The organism is Streptomyces aculeolatus, from assembly GCF_020400605.1.
Lineage (GTDB): Bacteria > Actinomycetota > Actinomycetes > Streptomycetales > Streptomycetaceae > Streptomyces > Streptomyces aculeolatus.
In genome coordinates this window covers 378,859-399,111 of the sequence record NZ_JAINRD010000002.1, presented here as the reverse complement: position 1 = coordinate 399,111, position 20,253 = coordinate 378,859, and the positions used below count along the sequence as shown (strand labels likewise).

Sequence of the window (20,253 nt, the reverse complement as noted above, 5' to 3'; positions counted from 1 at the left end):
GCTGCCCGGAGCCCGGTTCGAGGGTTGCGTCCAGGCGTAAACCGGCCACACCGCACGGTTTACCCATGCCTGCCCCGGCACTTCCGAACTTCCTCCGCCCCGCGGCCCCCGAGCACCGCACCCTCAACCGCATGGTCCGGAAGGATTTTCATGGCCGACAAGCCTGAAGCACACGTCACCGACACCAACCCGGAGGGCGCGGCAGGCTGCCCCGTCGCACACGGCCGCGCCGCGCACCCCACCCAGGGCGGCGGCAACCGCCAGTGGTGGCCCGAGCGCCTCAACGTGAAGATCCTCGCCAAGAACCAGCCCGCCTCGAACCCCCTCGGCGAGGACTTCGACTACGCCGAGGCGTTCCGGAGCCTGGACCTGGCCGCGGTCAAGCGGGACATCGCCGAGGTCCTCACGACCTCGCAGGACTGGTGGCCGGCCGACTTCGGCAACTACGGCCCGCTGATCATCCGGATGGCGTGGCACAGCGCCGGTACGTACCGCATCCACGACGGCCGCGGCGGCGCCGGCGCCGGCCAGCAGCGCTTCGCGCCGCTGAACAGCTGGCCGGACAACGGCAACCTCGACAAGGCCCGCCGACTGCTGTGGCCGGTCAAGCAGAAGTACGGCCAGCACCTGTCCTGGGCCGACCTGCTGGTCCTCTCCGGCAACGTCGCGCTGGAGACCATGGGCTTCGAGACCTTCGGCTTCGCCGGCGGCCGCGCGGACGTCTGGGAGGCCGAGGAGGACGTCTACTGGGGCCCCGAGACCGAGTGGCTCGGCGACAACCGCTACAGCGGCGACCGCGAGCTGGAGAACCCGCTCGGCGCCGTGCAGATGGGCCTCATCTACGTCAACCCCGAGGGCCCCAACGGCAACCCCGACCCGCTCGCCGCGGCCCGCGACATCCGCGAGACCTTCCGCCGGATGGCGATGAACGACGAGGAGACCGTCGCCCTCATCGCCGGCGGCCACACCTTCGGCAAGACGCACGGCAACGGCCCCGCCGACGCCGTCGGCCCCGCCCCCGAGGGCGCCCCGATCGAGGCCATGGGCCTGGGCTGGGCCAACGCCCACGGCTCCGGCAAGGGCGGCGACGCGATCACCAGCGGCCTCGAGGGCATCTGGACCGACACCCCCACCACCTGGGACAACAGCTTCTTCGAGATCCTCTTCGGCTACGAGTGGGAGCTGTTCAAGAGCCCCGCGGGCGCCAACCAGTGGCGGCCGAAGGACGGCGCCGGCGCGGACACCGTGCCCGACGCCCACGACCCGTCAAAGCGGCACGCCCCGACGATGCTGACGACGGACCTGTCGCTGCGCGTCGACCCGTCGTACGAGCAGATCTCGCGGCGCTTCAAGGACAACCCGGCCGAGTTCGCGGACGCCTTCGCCCGCGCCTGGTTCAAGCTCACCCACCGCGACATGGGCCCGAAGGTGCGCTACCTCGGCCCGGAGGTGCCGGCCGAGAACCTGATCTGGCAGGACCCGGTGCCGGAGGCCGCGCACGCGCTGGTCGACGCGGCGGACGTCGCGGCGCTCAAGGCCCGGCTGCTGGAGTCCGGCCTGTCCGTCTCCGAGCTGGTCTCCACGGCGTGGGCGTCGGCGTCGACGTACCGCGACAGCGACAAGCGCGGCGGCGCCAACGGCGCCCGCATCCGGCTCCAGCCGCAGATCGGCTGGGACGTCAACGAGCCCGACCGGCTGGCGCGCGTGCTGCGCACGCTGGAGGGCGTGCAGGAGGAGTTCAACGCGGCGGCCACCGGCGGCAAGCGGATCTCGCTGGCCGACGTGATCGTCCTCGGCGGCGTCGCGGGCGTGGAGCAGGCGGCCAAGGACGGCGGCGTCGAGGTCCAGGTCCCGTTCACCCCGGGCCGTACCGACGCCACCGAGGAGCAGACGGACGCCGAGTCCTTCGCCGCGCTGGAGCCCACCGCGGACGGCTTCCGCAACTACCTGGCCAAGGACCAGCGCCTCCCGGCCGAGTACCTCCTCCTCGACCGCGCCAACCTCCTCAGCCTGACCTCCCCGGAGATGACGGTCCTGGTCGGCGGCCTGCGCGTGCTGGGCGCCAACCACCAGCAGTCCGCCCACGGCGCCTTCACCGAGGCCCCGGGCACGCTGACGAACGACTTCTTCGTCAACCTGCTCGACCTCGACACCACGTGGACGTCGGTCGACGGCGAGGGCCAGGTCTTCGAGGGCCGCGCCGCGGCCACCGACGAGGTGAAGTGGACGGGCACCCGCGCGGACCTGGTCTTCGGCTCGAACTCGGAGCTGCGCGCGGTGGCGGAGGTGTACGCGAGCGACGACGCGAAGGAGAAGTTCGTGCACGACTTCGTCGCGGCGTGGGACAAGGTCATGACCCTGGACCGCTTCGACCTGAAGTAACCCGGTCCTGACCCGACGGGCCGGCCCTCCCGCGGGGGGCCGGCCCGTTCCCTGTCGTGGGGCCGGATGGCGGTCGAAGGGCTCGGCGAGGGCAAGGACTTCAAGCTGTTCCCGGGCGGCGGCCACGCCTGGGAACAGCAGCCGCCGGCCCCCTTCCGGGGCCGGGCCCTACGCGGCTACGCCGCGATCGCGACCGACGTCCTGGCCGCCCGCGGCTTGGGCAGGGCCCGGGTGTGGGGCCCGGGGTGGGGGGTGGTGAAGACCAGGGCTCGGAGGACTGCGAAGCGGGCTATGCCCGCCAGGGCCGAGGCGGAGAGGTAGACCGCCTGCTCCGTGGCGACCGAGGGGTTCGGCTGCAGCGCGTGCAGCGCCAGCAGGGCGGCCGTGGTGAAGGCGTAGCACACGGCGACCGTCAGCGCCGACTGCAGGTGTACGCGCCAGCCGCCGCGGTCGCTGCGGAACGACACCCGGCCGTGCAGCTCAGTGGCCAGCAGCGTGGAGACCACGGTGATCAGCGCGTTGGCCACCATCATCGGCATCGCCCCGTCGAGGAGCACGAGCGCGCCGCTGGAGGCCAGGCCGACACCGCCACCGCAGACCACGAACCGGGCGAACGCCGCGACGGCCGGGCGGCTGGGGAGCTGAATCACGGGGTCCTCCGAGGTCGGTGTGCACCGCTGCTGCGATGGCACCTTCGAAGTTACGGATCATCCGGCCCCGGCACGATCGGGGATCCCCCCGGCCTTGGTAGGGGTTACCCCCCCTCCGGCCCTTAGGGCTGGTGTCACCCCCTGGTATCACCCGGGCCCGCCCCGCCCCCGAAACCCCGCTCCTGCCGGCGCACTACCTGCACCGCCGCGTCGGGCCCGGTACGGGGCCGACCCCGGCATCCGCCGCCCGACCCGTGCTCACCACTCCGTGCCGGCCGGGCAGCCGTCGGGATGCGAAGCGGGCGCGCGTGGCCTTCTCGCCCGGACCCGGGCACGCCCGGGTCCGGCCGGTTCAGACGGCCCACATCCCGCTCTTGCGGTAGCGCGGTTCCCACAGCCTGCGGTTGATGACGCGCACCGGCGGGGGGAAGTGCGCGAGGAACCGCTCCCGCTCGGCGGCCGGCATCGAGTCGGTGATCCACGGTATGTAGACGGCAGCGCCCCGCAGGCCCTGGCGCTCGCGCATCCTGCTCGCGAAGACGCGCCAGTCGGCCGGCGTCAGCACCTCCTGTATGAGCGGCAGTGCGCTCTTCTCCTCGTGGTCGAGGTGCTCCACGAGCGCTGTCCTCAGCCGGTCCACCTGCTCGGCGAGGTCGGCGGCCGGTTCCTCCAGGGCCGCCTCGACGGAGGTGAGCAGCGGGTCGATGCGGGCGTGCTCGGCTTCCATGTCCGCCAGCAGGAGCAGGTCGTCGGGCCGGTGCGTCACCTTGTCCGCCAGGCGCGGCCACAGGACGTCGTCCTCCACGGTGTGGTGGAGGAGCAGTTGGTGCTTGAAGTTCGCCCAGCCCGCCTGGATCTGCGGGGTGTGCGCGGTGCCGGCGACCGCGGCGGCGAGGAGCCGGCCGAGGTCGCGGCGGAACGCGTCGTGGGTCACGTACATCATGGTGAAATCGATTGTTCCGGGCGGTGTGGCGGTCATGCGGTCTGTCCTTCGGTGACGGGTACTTCCCCGGGTTCGGGGTGGGTATCGGGCAGGCCGTGTCCGGCAGTGGCCGGGCCGGTGCGGCGGCGGACGGCGAGGCAGACGGCGACACCGAGGAGGAGCACGGCGACCGAGACCGAGATCGTCGGGCCCATGGCGTTCACGAAGCCGTCGCCGAAGACCTGTTGGCCCAGTTCGTCGAACCGCCGGGCCACGTCCGGCGGCACGTCCGCCGGCAGTCCCGCGCCACCGCCGCTCTGTACGGCGCCCGCGTCGGCACCGGCGACGTCGGTGCCGACGAAGCTCTCGGCGAACGGTTCGCGGTAGCCGGCGGGCAGCTCCGCGGCCCGGCGCCCGGCCTGCTCGGTGAGTGAGGCAGCGAGCCGGGTCTGCAGCACCGCGCCGATCACCGCACCGGCCAGGACGGACCCGACCTGGCGCAGCGCATTGTTGACACCGGAGGCCGCACCCGAGAGGTGGGCCGGCACGTTGCGCATGACCTCGGTGGCCATCGGGGCGAAGGTGCAGCCGGCGCCCAGGCCGATGAGGAGCAGCGGGGCCGAGATGTCCGCCCAGCCTGCGCCGACGTCGGCGGCGGAGACCACCCACATCAGCCCGCCCGCCCAGGCCAGCAGCCCGGACATCAGGACGTACTTGCCCCCGACCCGGTCTGCCAGGACGCCGGCCGGACCGGCCGTGATCATCGAGCCGAGCGCCAGCGGCAGCAGCACGAGACCGGACTTGAGGGCACTGAAGCCGAGCACGGACTGCATGTAGATCGTCAGCGGCAGCAGCATGCCGACGAAGCCGAACGAGACCGTGACGCCGACGACGTTGAGCACCGAGAAGTTGCGGTCGCGGAAGAGCGAGAGCGGCAGGAGCGGCTCGTCGTCCTGCTTTCGGTGCTCGTAGCGCAGGAAGAGGACGAGCAGCGCGCCGGCCGCGCCGATGAGCGTCCAGATGCCTGCGTTCCAGTCGTAGCGTTCCCCCTCGATCAGCGCGAAGGCGAGGCAGAAGAGAGCGGCGGAGGCGAGCACCACCCCCACGAGGTCGAACCTGTGCTTCACCGTGCGCTGCGCGCCGGGAATGATCGCCATCGCCAGGACCAGCACCAGCGCCCCCAGGGGCAGGTTGACCAGGAAGATCCACCGCCAGTCCAGCTCGTTGACAAGCGCGCCGCCGATGATCGGCCCGAGCGCGCCGGAGACGCCCGCGACGGCACCCCAGACGCCCATCGCCCTGCCGCGCTTGTCGGCGGGGAAGACGTCGGCGATGATCGACAGGGTCTGCGGCATGAGCAGCGCCGCCCCCAGCCCTTGGACGGCGCGGAACGCGATGAGTTGCGTCGCGTTCTGGGCGAGGCCGCACGCCAGGCTGGCGGCCGTGAAGAGCGCGACGCCGGCGACGAACAGGTTCCGCTTTCCTCGCAGGTCACCGAGCCGGCCGGCGGTGATCATCAGGACGGCCAGGGCCAGGGTGTAGGCGTTGACAACCCACAGGATCTCGTCCAGCGAGGCGTCAAGATCGTCGACCATGTCGGGGATCGCGATGTTCACGATCGTCAGGTCGAGCAGGGTCATGAAGAACCCGAGGGAGAGAGTGAGCAGAACCGCCCACGGATTCCCGCGCCATTTTCGCAGCACTTTGCTTCCTTTCCTCCTTGCCGTGACCCGGTGAACCCGGCTGTCGCTCACGGACTCGCCTTCAGGAGGGCGGCGGGGGCGCGGGGTGTGACATCACCACCGCCTCATGAGGCATGGACCACACGGACGGCTCCGGATGTCACACTCGGAGCGGTGTGCACCCTCTCAGGCGCGGGGATCCGCATTCACGCACCAGGAGGGCACCATGGAACCGGACACGGCGTCCGCGTCCGAGACGGCGGCCGAGCCGCGGGACACCGGGACCCAGATCTTCGTCGACCACCGCGAACTGCTGTTCTCCGTCGTCTACACCATGCTCGGCAGTGTCGCCGACACCGAGGACGTACTGCAGGAGACCTGGTTGTCGTGGACCGGGAAGCGTGACCGGGCGGCATCGACGCAGATCGGCAACCCGCGGGCGTATCTGGTACGGATCGCGGTCAACCACGCCCTCGCCCGGCAGGCCCGCATACGCAACCGCCGCGAGACGTACGTCGGAGCCTGGTTGCCGGAGCCGCTGCTGACGGGCGCCGTCGGCGAGGCCCCGGACACCGCGGGCGCTGCCGAGACGGCGTTGCGCACCGAGTCGGTGTCGCTGGCGATGCTGGTGGTGCTGGAGACCCTGACACCGCTGGAGCGCGCGGTGTTCGTCCTCAACGAGGTGTTCGGCTACGCCCACACCGAGATCGCGCAGGTCCTCGACCGTAGCCCCGCCGCGGTGCGGCAGGTGGCGCACCGCGCCCGGGAGCATGTACGCGCCCGCCGCCCCCGCTACCAGGCCCACCCCCGCGTGCAGCAGGAAGCGACAGAACGCTTCGTCGCCGCGGCGCTCGGCGGCGACGTCGAGGCCCTGATGGAGGTGCTGGCCCCGGATGTGACGGTGTGGACCGACGGCGGCGGCAACACCCGCGGCTCCGGCCTTCTGCCCGTACGGGGCCGGGAGAAGGCCGCCCGTCTGCTGTCCGGGTACGCCTCGTCACGCCGGCGGCCCGACGAGTTCTCCGTCCAGTACCGGAGCGTCAACGGCGATCCGTCCGCCGTGGTGTACACGGGTGACTCCCCCTACGCGGTGATGGTCATGGACCTCACCGCGGACGGCGAGCAGGTGTCGGACGTCTACATCGTCTCGAACCCCGAAAAGCTCACCCATATCCGCTCGCACGAAGCCCCGGACACCGTCTGACCACAACCGGATGCCCACGGCACGCACTCTCAGGGTTCTGAGGCTGCACCCGATGCCGGTGCGTACGGGAAGCTCCGCTCGGCGACAGTTGCGTGGAGGTGGGCGTCAGTGGATGACGTCGAAGACGTTCTTCTGCAGACCGTTGCTGTAGACCTCGTGGTCGACCAGCTTCAGCTTCTGGGTGTCCTTCGAGGTGTCGCTGTACAGCCTCTTGCCCGCGCCCAGCAGTAGCGGGAAGACCAGCAGGTGGTAGCGGTCGATGAGGCCGGCGTCGGAGAGGTTGTGGTTGAGGGTGGCGCTGCCGTGGACGATGATCGGGCCGCCCTCCGTCTCCTTCAGGGCGGCGACGTCGTCGAGGGAGCGCAGGATGGTGATGTCGTTCCAGTCGGTGACGAGGTCGTCCTCGGCGAGGGTGGTGGAGACGACGTACTTCGGCATGACCTTGTAGCGGGCGAACTCGTCCATGCCCGGCCACACCGGGCTGAACGCCTCGTAGCTGAGGCGGCCCATCATCAGGGCGCCGGCCTCCTCCTGCTCCCGGGCCTTCAGCTCGTACGCCTCGGGGACGAACTCGACGTCCTTGAAGGTCCAGCCGGAGTTGCGGTAGCCGGGCTCGCCGCCGGGGGCTTCCACGACGCCGTCGAGAGAGACGAAGGCGGTGCTGATCAGGGTACGCATGGCTTGATGACTCCCGGTCCGTGACTCCGGCGGGGGTACGTCCCCGCGCCGCTTGCGGTCATCCTGTACGACGGCGCCGACAGCCGGAACTCATCGCTCCCGCCGGTGCGGAAGCCGTTCAGTAGCGCAGCACGGCCGCGATGCGGCCGTGGTCCGCGAGGGCGTCGTCGGGGACGAACGTGACGTCGGCGCCGGTGTCGAGGGCCTTCTCGACGATCTCGTCCACGATGTCGTGGCGGGCCTGCGGGTCGTCGTCCTCGGCGGGGACCAGGTGGTCGTCCTCGGCGGAGCGGACGGTGATGCGGTAGTTCTCCTCGACGACCAGGCGGTGGACGCGGCCGTCGGAGACCTTCGACCACACCTCGTCGACGCCGCCCGCGAAGGCGCGGCGGCCCCGGGCGTCGTCCAGGGCGGCGACGGCCGCGGCGGCGTGCTGGCGCGCCTGTGTCTCCCGGGCCGGGGCGACGGTGCCGGCGACCGCGTCCGGCGGGCCCTGGGCCAGGCCGCCGTGGGGGATGTGGACGGCGGTGGCGGCGGCGGTGCCGGTGTCGGCGAGGAGGGAGAGGGCGGCGTCCTCGCCGGTGGCGTAGAGGGGCCTGGGGTCCCTGGCGAGGACGGTGTGCAGGGCGGCGTCGGCGTCGCGCAGGAAGTTGCGGACCTCCTCGTCGCGGAACTTGCTGGGGGTGTCCCCGATCCGCTCCTCGCGCTCCACGTCCGGGTTGTCGAGGCTTCTGGTCATCGGGAAGCCGCCGGCGGTGGCCTCGGTGACGTGCCCGTCGGAGCCGCTCCACAGGGTGACGCGGTCGGCGGCCAGGGACAGCACCCAGTACGGGCGCTGCGCCGCGTAGGCCGCCACCAGGTTGCGGGTGAGGAACGTGTCGGCCAGCACGACCCGTTCGGGGACGGTGCGCGGGAGGGCGTACACGTGGTGCTCGCCGACGGTGGCGAAGATGACGAGGCCGTCGAGCGCCATGGAGAGGTCGGTCTCCCCGACCGCCGCGGCCAGCTGGGCGCGGACCTCCTGGCGGGCCGCGCGGGTCACGCCGGGGTCGCGGTCGAGCTGCCGGTCGGCCTCGGCGAGGACGTTGCGCAGCCGCACGGGGTCCTCGGCGTTGCGGGGCGCGCGCCGGTGCGTGGGGAGGGTGATCGAGACGGCGGGGTACGGGCGCCGCTCGCGCAGCTCGGCGAGTGCCGTAGCGGTGATCGAGGTGTCCATGGTGCCTCTCCAGGTCCTTCGGCCGTCGGTGCGGCGGGTGTCGGGGCGGGTCGGCGGCCGGTCAGGTGTGTTCGCCCGCGCCGCGGACCACGGCCACCGGGCAGTGCGCGTGCTGCAGGAGGGCGTGGCTGACCGAGCCGAGGAGGAGCCCGGTGAAGCCGCCGCGGCCGCGGGCGCCGGTGACGAGGAGGCCGGCGTCCCTGCTCGCCTCGATGAGCAGTTCGCGGGCCGAGCCCTCGACGGCGGTGCGTTCGACGCGTACGCCCGGGTACGTCTTCTCCGCTCCCGCGACCGCCTCGGCGAGCACCCGGTCGCCCTCCGCGGCCGGCCCGTCTGCGGCGGCGCGGCCGGAGTCGTCCGGTCGCCGCGAGTACCGGGTCCAGGCGCTCCACACGTGCAGGGCGACGAGGCCGACGTCCCGCCGCGCGGCCTCGGCGAAGGCGAAGTCGACCGCGCCGGCGCCGGCCGGCGATCCGTCGACCGCCAGCAGCACCGGGCCGCCCGGGTGCCGCCCGCCGGCCCGTACGACGAGCACGGGGCAGTGGCCGTACGCGGACAGGTGGACCGCCGTGGACCCGACGAGCAGCCGGGTGAACGTGCCGAGGCCGCGGCCGGCGACCACCGCCAGTTGCGCGGTCCGCGTCTCCTCGACCAGGACCTGCATCACCTCGCCGGTGACGACGGCGCCGTGGGCGGTGACGGAAGGCTCCGCCCTGCGGGCGTGCGCGACGGCGTCGGCGACGGCCTTCTCGGCCTCCTCGCGCAGCCCGGTGTCCCCCGGGAGCATCGAGGCCGAGCCGGGGTACGCGCCGAAGGCCGGCCAGAGGAACGCGTGCACCACGCGCAGGCCGCACCCGCGCAGCTTCGCCTCGCGGGCGGCGACGGCGACCGCGTCGAGGCCCGCCGCGGAGCCGTCCACGCCCACGACGACCGGCGCAGTCTCCATCCCAGCCACCCTCCGTTCCCCCGGTCCTCACGCCCGGGGTGCGCTCCCCGGTCCTCTCCCGAGCCTGGGCCACACCCGCCGGACGCACCAGCGCTGCGCCCGCAGTCGGGTGAGGGCCGCGGCGGGCGCACCGCGCCGGTTCACCGGAGGGCTTCGAGCCGCTCCATGTGCTCCTCGCCCCACTCCCCGAGGGGGGTGAGCGCGTCGAGGAGGGAGCGGCCGAAGTCGGTCAGCGAGTACACGACCTTCGGCGGGACCTGTTCGTGGACCTCGCGGTGCACCATGCCGCTGGCCTCCAGCTCCCGCAGTTGCAGGATCAGCATCCGCTCGCTGATGCCGTCCACCGTGCGGCGCAACTCCCCGAACCGCAGCGGCTCCTCGCCGAGCCAGAAGAGGATCAGCCCCTTCCACTTCCCGCCCATGACGTCGATCGCGGCGTCCAGTCCGCAGGTGTAGCTCCGCTTCTTCACCGGCAGCCTCCCTTACAAAAGTGTGGGTACCTCACAGAATTGTAGGTACTTGCGGAAAGTTTGGTGTACCTCGCAGCATGGACCCACGAAGATCGGCAGCAGACAGGAGCAAGGCATGAGCGGGCAGCACCGCACCCCCGTGACCGTGGTCGGACTGGGTTCGATGGGCAGCGCGCTGGCGGAGGCGTTCCTCGACGCGGGACATCCGACGACGGTCTGGAACCGGACTCCGGCGAAGGCCGCGCCGCTGGTGGCCAAGGGGGCCGTGCACGCGCCCACGACGGCGGCGGCGGTCGCGGCGAGCCCGCTGGTCGTCACCTGCCTGACCACGTACGACCAGACGGTCGCGGCCCTGGCGCCGGCCGCCGCCGCACTGCGCGGCCGGGCCCTGGTGACGCTCAACAGCGGTTCGCCGGCCGGGGCCCGCGAGACGGCCGCGTGGGCACAGGGGCACGGCGCCCGCTTCCTGGACGGGGCGGTCAAGAACGTGCCGGCGGCGGTGGGTGCCGAGGACACCCTGTTGTACTACGGCGGCGACGAGGGCGTCTTCGAGGAGTTCGCCCCCGTGCTGCGCGTGCTGGGCGGCGACACCGTGTACCTCGGCGAGGACGCCGACCTCGCCGCGCTGTACGAGATGGCGGTGGGCGGCACCCTGCTCCCGGCGCTCGTCGGCTTCTTCCAGGGCGCGGCGGCGGTGCAGGCCCGCGGCCTCACGGCGGCCTCGATGGTCCGGTTCACGGTCAAGTGGTTCGAGATGATCAACTCGATTCTGCCGGGCTTCGCCGACGAGATCGACCGCGGCGCGTACGGCGAACCCGCGTCCTCGGTGAACATGTTCCTGGAGGGCGCGGAGCACGACGGGGACCTGGCCAGGGAGGCGAACCTGGACATGGAGTGGCACAGGCCGTTCCACGACCTGCTCAGGCGCGCGGCCGACGCCGGCCACGGCGAGCACAGCATCTCCGCCCTGACCGAGGTGCTCAAGAACCCGGGCCGGGCCGCGTAGCCAGACCGGCCCGGGTTCCCGACGGGGGTGCTACGGCGCCGCGTTCATCAGGTCCAGTGCGCTCTGCTGGCGGGCCGCGTCCGTCTTGTCCAGCGGCCCGTACCAGCGCAGGCCGTACTGGTCGAGCGCGTTGCGGTCGGCCGCGTGGGCGCGGTCCGCCTGGCGCTGGAGGTAGGCGGTGTACGGGTGGTCGGGCAGGGCGGCGTTGAGCTTGCCCAGGCCGCGGACGTGGGCGCCCTTGAACGACGGGCCGTCCGCGCCGCAGTCGCCCGACTCGCAGGGGTCGCGGAGTATGCCGTCCGCGGTGTGCAGGGACGGGGCGGTGGTGGCGGCGTCCGCGAGCCGGCGGGCGGTGGCCAGGAGGGCGTCCTCGCCCGTGGCGCGGTGGAGTTCGGTGAGGGCGCCGAGCAGCACGCCCTGGTTGTACGACCAGACCGGCTGGCCGTTGTTGCGGCAGGTGCCGAGGTCGATGCCGTCGTTGACCAGGGAGGACCCGTTGATCATGCCGGTGCCCTGGAACCAGCTCCAGCCGTCGCGCGCCCGCTGCAGATACGCGGTGTCGCCCGGGATCCGGTTGTGCAGGGCGGCGTTGAGCTGGATGTAGAGGGAGTTGGAGATGGCGTTCTTGTACGTCTTCGCCTGGCTCCACCACACGCCGCCGCCGCAGGTGCCGTCCCAGTAGGCGGCCATGTGGTCGGCGTCGGCGCGGGCCGTGTCGAGGTAGCGGCTCTCGCCGGTCAGGTCGTACGCGGCGATCCAGGCCAGGCCCCACCAGCCGGTGTCGTCGATGTAGTCGTTGCGGAACTGGCCCTGGTGGGCGCCGAGCTGCTTGTCGTACGTGGTGGCGACGGCGTACTCGTAGCTGCGCATGCCGCTGACGCGGATGTTGTCGATCACGGCGGTCAGCGCGTTGGCGGAGTTCCACCAGCCGGTGGTGGCGAAGAGTCCGGTGGCGTTGTCGTAGAAGGACATCTGCGCGGTGGCGGCGGCGGTTCTGCGGTCCCAGGCGTTCCAGGTGCTGCGGGCCCAGGGGGTGCAGGCGATGTCGGGGCGGTCGGCGGCCTTGCCGCAGGCACGCAGGGCGCCGACGCCGCGGGCCGCCCAGTCGTCGACGTTGTACATGCCGGTGCGCCAGCCGCTTCGGCCTGCGGGGATGCTGGTGCTGCCGAGCCGGCTGCCGGAGGCCCAGGTACGGCCGCCGTCGAAGGAGCGGTCGAGCCAGACCTCGTCGCCGGGGCTGCCGTTGTCGATGGCCGCCCAGCCCATGGCGCTGTCGTCGTCGACGTGCAGCGCGAGGGTGCGGGAGAAGAGGGTGGCGGTCACCGGGGTGCGGTCGGCGGTGGCCTGGGCGGGGTCGCGGGCGTCGCAGTAAACGTTGCAGACCTGCGCGAGTCCGGAGGCGGCGGCGGGCGCGGGGGGCGCCGCGGATGTGGGGGCGGGGACGGCGGCCAGACAGCCTGCGGCCAGTGCCGCCGTCGCCGTAAGCGTACCTAAGCGCTTCATATCCACCACACTGACCGTCTGTCATGTTTACGTCAATGACTTCGGTCCCGGGTCTGGACGGCGCGGCCGGGTGGTGGTGTCGTACGACGTGAGCCGTTTCTTTATAACGTTGTAGAGCCGGAGGAATCCCGTGCCCACTCCCCCACGCCCCCCGATCCCCCCACCCGCACGCCGGTTAGGCGGCCCCCTGCGCGCCGCCGTCGCCGTCTTCGCCCTCGTCGCCGCCCTCCTCGGGACGGGGCTCACCGCGGAGCGCGCCACCGCCGCCGACTGGACGCCCAAGCCCCCGCCGATGACCACCCCCTGGACCGGCGACGTCCCCGTCGACGACCCGCTCCCGGAGTACCCGCGCCCCCAGCTCACCCGCCCCGACTGGGCCAACCTCAACGGCATCTGGGACTTCGCCGTCACCGGCCGCGACGCCGGGCCGCCCGGGTCGTACGACCAGCAGATCCGCGTCCCGTTCGCCGCCGAGTCCGCGCTCTCCGGCATCCAGCGCCGCGTCACCGAGAACGACAAGCTCTGGTACCAGCGCACCTTCACCGTCCCCGCCGACTGGTCCGGCCGCCGCGTCGTGCTCAACTTCGGCGGCTCCGACTGGGAGACGACCGTCTTCGTCAACGGGACCCGGGCCGGCGAGCCGCACCGCGGCGGCTTCGACGCCTTCGGCCGCGACATCACCGACCTGCTGACCTCCGGCACCAACACCCTCACCGTCTCGGTGTACGACCCCACCGAGGCCGGCGGGCAGGCGGTCGGCAAGCAGCGCCGCGACCACGACATCGTCCCGCACCCCGGCGGCGGCATCTTCTACACCGCCGCCTCCGGCATCTGGCAGACCGTCTGGCTGGAGCCCGTCGCACCCGCGCACGTCACCCGGCTCGACCTGGTGCCCGACCTCGGCGACGACACCCTCGACGCCACCGTCCACGCCGCCGGCGCCGCCGGGCACACCGCGCGCGTCACCGTCCGCGACGGCGAGAGGGTGGTCGGCACCGCCACCGGACCGGCCGGCAGCGCGTTCCCCGTCCCCGTACCGGATCCGCGGCTGTGGTCGCCCGACGACCCGTTCCTCTACGACGTGACGGCCGAACTCCTCGCCGCCGACGGCACACCCGTCGACACCGTCGGCAGCTACGCCGGCATGCGCTCCGTGGGGCTCGCCGAGGTGGACGGCGTGCAGCGGCCCGTGCTCAACGGCGAGTTCGTCTTCCAGACCGGCACCCTCGACCAGGGCTACTGGCCGGACGGCATCTACACCGCGCCCACGGACGAGGCGCTGAAGTACGACCTCCAGGCGATGAAGGACCTCGGCTTCAACATGGTCCGCAAGCACATCAAGGTCGAGCCGCAGCGCTGGTTCTACTGGGCCGACCGCCTCGGCCTGCTCGTCTGGCAGGACATGCCGTCGATGGCCACCGGCAGGACCCCGGACGCCGCGGCGCGCGTGCAGTGGGAGGCGGAGTACGACGCGGTGATCGACCAGCACCTCAGCTCCCCCGCGCTGGTGACCTGGGTGAACCAGAACGAGGGCTGGGGGCAGTACGACCAGGCCCGGATCGCCGACGAGGTGAAGGCCCGCGACCCCTCCCGGCTGGTCGACAACATGAGCGGGGTCAACTGCTGCGGCTCCGTCGACGGCGGCAACGGCGACCTCGTCGACAACCACGTCTACGTCGGCCCCGGCAACACCGCGCCCGAGGCGGACCGCGCCGCGGTCCTCGGCGAGTACGGCGGCCTCGGCTACAAGGTCCCCGGCCACGAGTGGTACCCGGGCGGCGGCTTCAGCTACGAGGACCAGCCGACCCTCGCGGCGCTGAACGACCGCCTCACCGGGCTCCTCGACGACCTGCGCGAGCACTCCCTGCCCGCCGGCCTGTCGGCGTCGGTCTACACCGAGACCACCGACCTGGAGAACGAGGTCAACGGGCTGCTCACGTACGACAGGCAGGTCACCAAGGTCGACGCCGCGCGCGTCCGGGCGGCGAACGAGGCGCTGATCGCCGCCTCCCGCGACCCCGCGCCGCCGGCGGCGCTGCCGGTGGGCTCGTACGTCTCGCTGCGCGTGACCACGCCCGGCCACACCGACCGCTACCTGCGCCACACCGACGCCCTCGCCACCACCGAGGTCGTCACCGCGGGCAGCGGCGACCTGCTCAAGCAGGACGCCACCTGGAAGGTCGTACGCGGCCTCGGCAACCCGCTGTGCTACTCCTTCGAGTCCCGCAACTACCCCGGCGAGTACCTGCGCCACCGGGAGCACCGGGTGCGCCGCGAGGCGGGCGACGGCGTGCTGTTCCGCGAGGACGCCACGTTCTGCCCGGCGCCCGGCAGCGGCGGCGTGCGGCTGTCGTCGGCGAACTTCCCCGGCAGCTTCGTCCGGCACATCGGATCCGAGGTCTGGCTCGCCCGGCAGGGCGGGGGGAATCCCTGGGACGACCCCGCCACGTTCACCGAGGACACCACCTGGTCGGTGGCGCCGCCCTGGGCGCCGTGACCCGGTGAGCGACGCCGGCCGGGGAGCACGTCCCCGGCCGGCGTACGAGCGGTCCCGGCGTCTGGCCCCTACGCCGGGCTCCGTTGTGCGATCGGACGACGGGCCCCGGTGTGTCAGGCGATCCTCATGGTCGCCATCATGCCCATCGCGGAGTGGTCGAGCATGTGGCAGTGGTAGACGTACGCGCCCCGGTGGGTGTCGAACGTCGCCTGGACCCTGACGGTCTCGTTCGGCCGCAGGTTGACGGTGTCCTTCAGCCCCGCCTCGCCCGGGCCCGGGGCCTGGCCGTTGCGGTCCAGGACGCGGAACTGCACCAGGTGCATGTGGAAGTTGTGCCACGCCGTCTGGTTGAGGTTCCTGACGGTCCAGATCTCGCTGGCGCCGAAGCGGACCTGCTGGTCCACCCGGGCCGGGTCGTACAGCTTCTCGTCGATGTACGCCTGCGGGTCCGGGCGGCCGTCCTCGTCCATCCGCAGGGTGACGGTGCGCTCGGCGGTCGGCCGGGGCAGCGGCGGCAGCTCGCGCAGCACGTCCGGGACGCTGCTGGAGTCCTTCGCCGTCCGGACGATGTCGAAGCGCAGCACCTGGCCGACGAGTTCCGGGTTGCCGAAGCCGCCGGTGTTCTTCAGCACGACGCTGCTGCCGACGGCGTAGCGGGAGAAGTCGATGACGACGTCGGCGCGCTCGGCGGCGGACAGCGGGATGGCGGCGGTGCGGTGCGGGCGGGGCAGCAGTCCGCCGTCGGAGCCGATCTGGATCATCTCGCTGCCGTCCTCCAGGCCCAGCTCCATGAAGCGCTGGTTGGAGCAGTTGAGCAGGCGGATGCGGTACTTGCGGGCGGCGACCTGGACATACGGGTACGCCTTGCCGTTGGCGATCATCGTGGAGCGCTGCCGGTCGCCCATCGTGTAGTGCAGGCCGGTCGCGTCCACGTTGGCGTCGCGGATGGCGATGGGCAGGTCGTACTGCCCGGTGGGCAGCGGCAGGGCCTCCTCGACCTCGTCGGTGATGAGGTACTGGCCGGCCAGCCCGCGGTAGACGTTCTCGGACTCGATGTGGTGGGCGTGGTCGTGGTACCAGAGCGAGGCGTGCGGCTGGGTGTTGGGGTAGTAGTACGTACGGTCCTCGCCCGGGGCGATGGTCTCCATCGGCTGGCCGTCGTGCTGCGCCTCCACCTCCCCGCCGTGCAGGTGCACCGAGGCGGGCACGTCGAGCCGGTTGCGCTGCTCGATGACGACGGGCCGGCCCCGGCGCGCCTTGATCAGCGGCCCCGGGAAGCTGCCGTTGAACGTGAGCACCTGCGACTGGACGCCGGGGAGTATCTCCGCGGTCGCCTGCCGCATGGTCATCACGTAGACGTCGACGCCGCCGCCCGTCGAGACCGGCGACAGCACCGTGGGCCGCGGCATGGGCTGGGTGAAGGGTGTGGCCGCGGGCGCCGCCCCGGCCGGCGCCGCACCGCCGGGTGCCGCCCCGGCCGGTGCGGTCGCCAGCGGCACTAACGCCGCCCCGGTCACCCCCACGCTCGCTGTGGCCATACCTGCAGCGAGCACCCTGCGCCGACTCACCATGAAAGTTGCCTCCATTGAACTGTGTAACCCCGTGCGCCCGGGATCGCGCGCCGCCACGGCGCTGTGGCGGGCGGAGATCGGGGATGAGGGATGAGGGTCGTGGTGTCCCCGAGGTCCCGAGGTCCTGTCACCCGGGCCGTGGACCGTCCGTGCGGTGCGGTCACCACCTGGGCGACCCGCACCTCGCGTCGGCAGTATGGAACGTCCCACTTGGTGATGACTTGATTTCATGCAGGAGGGATGGGAGGCAAAGCCCGAAGCAGACTGATTTATTCTTCAACGACATGAACACGGGCCGCACGCGGCGCACCGGCCCCGCCGCGGCGGGGCCGGTCACCGATCACTTCTTGACGGCTGCCTTGCCGCTCACCGCTTGCCGGTCAGGCGGGGCGGCGGCGGCACCGCGGTCTGCGGCTCGGGGCCGCTCTCGCTCAGCCCGAAGCGGCCGTGGAACCGGCGCAGCGGGCCCGGGGCGTACCAGGCGGAGCGGCCGAGGAGGCGCATCGCGGCGGGTACGAGGACGCCGCGTACGGCCACCGCGTCGATGAGGATGGCCAGCCCGCTGCCCAGGCCGAACATCTGCATGAAGCTGATCTGGGCGGTCCCGAAGGCGAAGAAGCTGACCGCGAGCAGGCAGGCCGCGGCGCTGACGATACGTCCCGTGTGCGCGAGGCCGTCGGCCACGGCGGTGCCGGTGTCGGCGCCCCGGTCGTGCAGTTCCTTGATCCGGCTGGTGACGAACACCTCGTAGTCCATGGACAGGCCGAAGGCGATGCAGAACATCAGCATGGTCATCGAGACCTCCATCGGCTGGGCGGTGAAGCCGAAGACCGAGGAGAGGTTGCCGTCCTGGAACATCCACGTCATCACGCCCAGGGTCGCCCCCAGGCTGACGAGGTTGAGCACCAGCGCGCGCAGCGGCTGCACCACGCTGCCGGTGAAGAGGAAGAGCAGCAGGAAGGTGGTGCACACGACGAGCGCGACGGCGATCGGCAGCCGGTCGGAGATCGAGTCCTTGGAGTCCACGAGCGCGGCGGCGGTCCCGCCGACCTGGGGGTCGGCGCCCCCGGGCGGTGCGACCGCGCGTACGTCCTCGACCAGCCGCTGGCCGGCGTCCGACTTCGGCGCCGCCTCGCCGACGACGCTGAGCTGCTGCGCGTCGGGGCGGCCGAGCGCGGCGTTGCCCTTGCCGGCGGGCTCCCCGGCCGCGTACGTCGCGGTGCCGGTCTCGACCCGGACGACGCCGTCCAGCGCGGAGAGTTCACTCGCGTACACCGCGAGCGGGGCGTCGGCGACGGCCCCGTCGATGACGACGTGGACGGCCCCGTCGTCGTTGCCGGCGAAGTCCTCGCGCAGCACCGTGGCGACCTGCCGGCTCTCGGAGTCCTCCGGCAGCACCCGCTCGTCCGGGGTGCCGAACGTGATGCCCAGCAGCGGGCTCGCCGCCAGCAGCAGCACGGCGAGCACCGGCAGCGCCGTGACCGCGGGCCGCCGCATGACGGTACGGGCCAGCCTTCCCCACAGCGGCGAACGCGAGTCCCCGCGCCCGGGCCGGGCCCACGGCAGCTTCCCGCTGTTGACGCGGTGGCCGAGCACGGCGAGCAGCGCCGGCATCACGAACAGCGTGCCCAGCGCGGCGATGGCGACGACGCCGACCCCGGCGTAGCCGAAGGACCGCAGGAAGTACTGCGGGAAGACCATCAGCGCCGCGAGCGCGGCGGCCACCGTGGCGGCGGAGAACACGACGGTACGGCCCGCGGTGTGCACCGTGGTCCGCACGGCGTCGGCGACGGAGGCGCCCGTGCCGAGCTGCTCGCGGAACCGGCTGACCATCAGCAGCGCGTAGTCGATGCCCAGGCCCAGGCCGAGGGCGGTGGTCAGGTTGACCGCGGAGACGGAGACGTCGGTGACGCTGCCGAGGACGAAGAGCTGTGCGAACGTGCCGACGATGGCGATGAGCGCGATGGCCAGGGGCAGCAGCGCCGCGACCACGCTGCCGAAGACGAACAGCAGCAGCACCAGCGTCAGCGGCACGGCGATCGCCTCGGCGAGCACCAGGTCCTTCTGCACCTGCGGCGACATCTCGGTGTCCACGGCGCTGCCGCCGCCGGCCCGGACGTCGAGGCCGCCGGCCCGCTCCCCGGTGAAGGCGTCGACGACGCCTTCGGCGTTCTCCGCGCGTTCGGTGTCCTCGCCCTCGACGTGGGCGAGGACGAGGGCCTCGCCGCGGTCCTCCGAGCGCAGGGCGGGGTTGCCGGCGTCCCAGTAGGAGACGACGTTGGTGACCCGGTCGTCGGCCTTCAGTTCGGCCACCAGGTCCCGGCCGCCCTCCGCGACCGGCCGGGCGTCGACGTCGGCGCCGCCCCGCGCGGCCCGTACGAGCAGGACGAGGTTCGTCTCCCCGCCGAACTTGTCGTCGATGATCTCGCCGGCCCGGGTGGACTGGGACGACGGGTCGTCGTAGCCGCCGCCCTTGAGCTGGGCGAACGCGCCGGCACCGAGGGCGCCCATGAGGGCGACGACCACGGCGGCGACGACGAGGACCAGCCGGGACCGGCGGATCGCCAGCTCGGCTATGCGGTTGAACACGAGGGTTCTCCTTTAGGCATGTAATGCGATATGTCCGGTGGATGGCAAGAGCCGGTCCGGGGCGATGGGGAGGGGGAGCCGGCGCGCACGACGGTAGTCAGGCGGCGGGGAATTTGGCAGTGTTAAGTTTTTCTGACAAGCCGCCGCGGAAGCGGCGGGACGGGGGGGCATGGCCGTGGACGAACGACCCGCGCGCCCGCTGTCGGTGCGCGAGCGGCGCCGGGCGGTCGCGGTCCGGGAGATCGTGGACGCCGCCGAGGCGCACATCGCAGAACACGGCCCGGCGGCGCTGTCGCTGCGGGCGGTGGCGCGGGGGCTGGGGATGACGGTGCAGGCGCTGTACCACTACTTCCCCAGCCGGGACGCGCTGCTGACGACGCTCATCACCAAGACGTACGACGACCTGGTGGCGGCGGTGCAGGAGGCCGCGGACACGGGCGGGGCCGGAGAAGGCGACGGGGACGGGGGCGACGGGGCGGGGTTCGTGGCCGCGACCGAGGGCTACCGCCGCTGGGCCGTGGCCAACCCGGAGCGGTTCCAGCTGATCTACGGCACGCCGCTGCGGTACTACGCGGCGCCCGCCGAGGGGCCGACCACGCAGGCGGTACGCCGGATGAGCGCCGTCTTCGAACGCGAGCTGTTCGGCGGGTACACGTACGAGCAGCTCATGGCGGCCGAGATCCCGCCGCTCTCCCCCGAACTCAGCGCCCACCTCGGCCCCCTGCGCCCGGACGACCCGGGGGCGCTGCCCCCGGCGGCGTTCGCGCTGCTGTTCAGCGGGTGGGGGCACATGCACGGGCTGGTGGTGCTGGAGGTGTTCGGCCACACCTCGTTCCTCGGCGAACACCGCGCCGAGCTGTTCCGCATGTCGATGCGCAACCTGCTGGCCGACATCCGCCGCCGCATCCCGGACGCCGCGTAGCCCGCGCGCGTTCGG

General features: G+C 72.4%; 15 protein-coding genes. 5 read left to right on the top strand and 10 right to left on the bottom strand.

The annotated features are described in order from the left end of the window. Positions 1–150: 150 nt before the first annotated feature. Positions 151–2,382, top strand: coding sequence for a catalase/peroxidase HPI (katG, locus tag LG396_RS06050; RefSeq protein ID WP_225793938.1), 2,232 nt, complete (start codon positions 151–153; stop codon positions 2,380–2,382). A gap of 176 nt (positions 2,383–2,558) precedes the next feature. On the opposite strand, the gene LG396_RS06045 is transcribed toward katG, so the two are convergent. The 3 genes from LG396_RS06045 to LG396_RS06035 form a co-directional block, all read right to left on the bottom strand. Further along, positions 2,559–3,032, bottom strand: a complete 474-nt coding sequence (locus tag LG396_RS06045; protein WP_225793937.1) for a GtrA domain-containing protein — start codon at positions 3,030–3,032, stop codon at positions 2,559–2,561. A 352-nt stretch (positions 3,033–3,384) separates the two neighbouring features. Then, on the bottom strand, positions 3,385–4,011 hold the full coding sequence (locus tag LG396_RS06040) for a hemerythrin domain-containing protein (protein ID WP_225793936.1): 627 nt from the start codon (positions 4,009–4,011) through the stop codon (positions 3,385–3,387). Next, positions 4,008–5,657, bottom strand: a complete 1,650-nt coding sequence (locus LG396_RS06035; protein WP_225793935.1) for an MFS transporter — start codon at positions 5,655–5,657, stop codon at positions 4,008–4,010. Before LG396_RS06035 ends, LG396_RS06040 begins: the two co-directional genes overlap by 4 nt. 205 nt (positions 5,658–5,862) lie before the next feature. Between LG396_RS06035 and sigJ the strand changes: the two genes are divergently transcribed. After that, positions 5,863–6,840, top strand: a complete 978-nt coding sequence (sigJ, locus tag LG396_RS06030; RefSeq protein WP_225793934.1) for an RNA polymerase sigma factor SigJ — start codon at positions 5,863–5,865, stop codon at positions 6,838–6,840. A 105-nt stretch (positions 6,841–6,945) separates the two neighbouring features. On the opposite strand, the gene LG396_RS06025 is transcribed toward sigJ, so the two are convergent. The 4 genes from LG396_RS06025 to LG396_RS06010 all read right to left on the bottom strand — a co-directional run bounded on the left by LG396_RS06025 (position 6,946) and on the right by LG396_RS06010 (position 10,150). Beyond that, positions 6,946–7,518: a dihydrofolate reductase family protein gene (locus tag LG396_RS06025; RefSeq protein WP_100301190.1), complete on the bottom strand. Its 573-nt coding sequence runs from the start codon at positions 7,516–7,518 to the stop codon at positions 6,946–6,948. 118 nt (positions 7,519–7,636) lie between these two features. After that, the gene (locus LG396_RS06020) at positions 7,637–8,734 is read right to left on the bottom strand and encodes a baeRF3 domain-containing protein (RefSeq protein ID WP_225793933.1); all 1,098 of its coding nucleotides are present in this window, start codon (positions 8,732–8,734) and stop codon (positions 7,637–7,639) included. 61 nt (positions 8,735–8,795) lie between these two features. Further along, positions 8,796–9,680, bottom strand: coding sequence for a universal stress protein (locus LG396_RS06015; protein WP_225793932.1), 885 nt, complete (start codon positions 9,678–9,680; stop codon positions 8,796–8,798). A 140-nt stretch (positions 9,681–9,820) separates the two neighbouring features. Continuing rightward, positions 9,821–10,150, bottom strand: a complete 330-nt coding sequence (locus LG396_RS06010) for a winged helix-turn-helix transcriptional regulator (protein WP_018843256.1) — start codon at positions 10,148–10,150, stop codon at positions 9,821–9,823. 115 nt (positions 10,151–10,265) lie between these two features. Between LG396_RS06010 and LG396_RS06005 the strand changes: the two genes are divergently transcribed. After that, the gene (locus tag LG396_RS06005; RefSeq protein WP_225793931.1) at positions 10,266–11,156 is read left to right on the top strand and encodes an NAD(P)-dependent oxidoreductase; all 891 of its coding nucleotides are present in this window, start codon (positions 10,266–10,268) and stop codon (positions 11,154–11,156) included. 30 nt (positions 11,157–11,186) lie between these two features. On the opposite strand, the gene LG396_RS06000 is transcribed toward LG396_RS06005, so the two are convergent. Next, positions 11,187–12,659 (bottom strand): glycoside hydrolase family 76 protein, encoded by a 1,473-nt coding sequence (locus tag LG396_RS06000; RefSeq protein ID WP_225793930.1) that lies wholly within the window; start codon positions 12,657–12,659, stop codon positions 11,187–11,189. Positions 12,660–12,789: 130 nt separating this feature from the next. On the opposite strand from LG396_RS06000, the gene LG396_RS05995 reads away from it, so the two are divergent. Next, entirely contained in the window at positions 12,790–15,156 is a 2,367-nt protein-coding gene (locus LG396_RS05995; RefSeq protein ID WP_372483337.1) for an AbfB domain-containing protein, read from the top strand. A 113-nt stretch (positions 15,157–15,269) separates the two neighbouring features. Here the strand turns inward: LG396_RS05995 and LG396_RS05990 are convergent, their stop codons facing one another. Together LG396_RS05990 and LG396_RS05985 are read right to left on the bottom strand one after the other, a co-directional pair. Beyond that, positions 15,270–16,694, bottom strand: coding sequence for a multicopper oxidase family protein (locus tag LG396_RS05990; RefSeq protein ID WP_225793929.1), 1,425 nt, complete (start codon positions 16,692–16,694; stop codon positions 15,270–15,272). 399 nt (positions 16,695–17,093) lie between these two features. Further along, on the bottom strand, positions 17,094–19,316 hold the full coding sequence (locus LG396_RS05985) for an MMPL family transporter (RefSeq protein WP_225793928.1): 2,223 nt from the start codon (positions 19,314–19,316) through the stop codon (positions 17,094–17,096). 169 nt (positions 19,317–19,485) lie between these two features. Here LG396_RS05985 and LG396_RS05980 point away from each other — a divergent pair, with 169 nt between their 5' ends. Continuing rightward, on the top strand, positions 19,486–20,238 hold the full coding sequence (locus tag LG396_RS05980; protein WP_225793927.1) for a TetR/AcrR family transcriptional regulator: 753 nt from the start codon (positions 19,486–19,488) through the stop codon (positions 20,236–20,238). Positions 20,239–20,253: the final 15 nt, after the last annotated feature.

Excerpts from the sequence above, each read along its gene's own strand:
- katG (WP_225793938.1), top strand. The coding sequence starts at position 151 with ATGGCCGACAAGCCTGAAGCACACGTCACCGACACCAACCCGGAGGGC.
- LG396_RS06040 (WP_225793936.1), bottom strand. The coding sequence starts at position 4,011 with ATGACCGCCACACCGCCCGGAACAATCGATTTCACCATGATGTACGTG.
- sigJ (WP_225793934.1), top strand. The coding sequence starts at position 5,863 with ATGGAACCGGACACGGCGTCCGCGTCCGAGACGGCGGCCGAGCCGCGG.
- LG396_RS06025 (WP_100301190.1), bottom strand. The coding sequence starts at position 7,518 with ATGCGTACCCTGATCAGCACCGCCTTCGTCTCTCTCGACGGCGTCGTG.
- LG396_RS06020 (WP_225793933.1), bottom strand. The coding sequence starts at position 8,734 with ATGGACACCTCGATCACCGCTACGGCACTCGCCGAGCTGCGCGAGCGG.
- LG396_RS06015 (WP_225793932.1), bottom strand. The coding sequence starts at position 9,680 with ATGGAGACTGCGCCGGTCGTCGTGGGCGTGGACGGCTCCGCGGCGGGC.
- LG396_RS06005 (WP_225793931.1), top strand. The coding sequence starts at position 10,266 with ATGAGCGGGCAGCACCGCACCCCCGTGACCGTGGTCGGACTGGGTTCG.
- LG396_RS06000 (WP_225793930.1), bottom strand. The coding sequence starts at position 12,659 with ATGAAGCGCTTAGGTACGCTTACGGCGACGGCGGCACTGGCCGCAGGC.
- LG396_RS05990 (WP_225793929.1), bottom strand. The coding sequence starts at position 16,694 with ATGGCCACAGCGAGCGTGGGGGTGACCGGGGCGGCGTTAGTGCCGCTG.
- LG396_RS05980 (WP_225793927.1), top strand. The coding sequence starts at position 19,486 with ATGGCCGTGGACGAACGACCCGCGCGCCCGCTGTCGGTGCGCGAGCGG.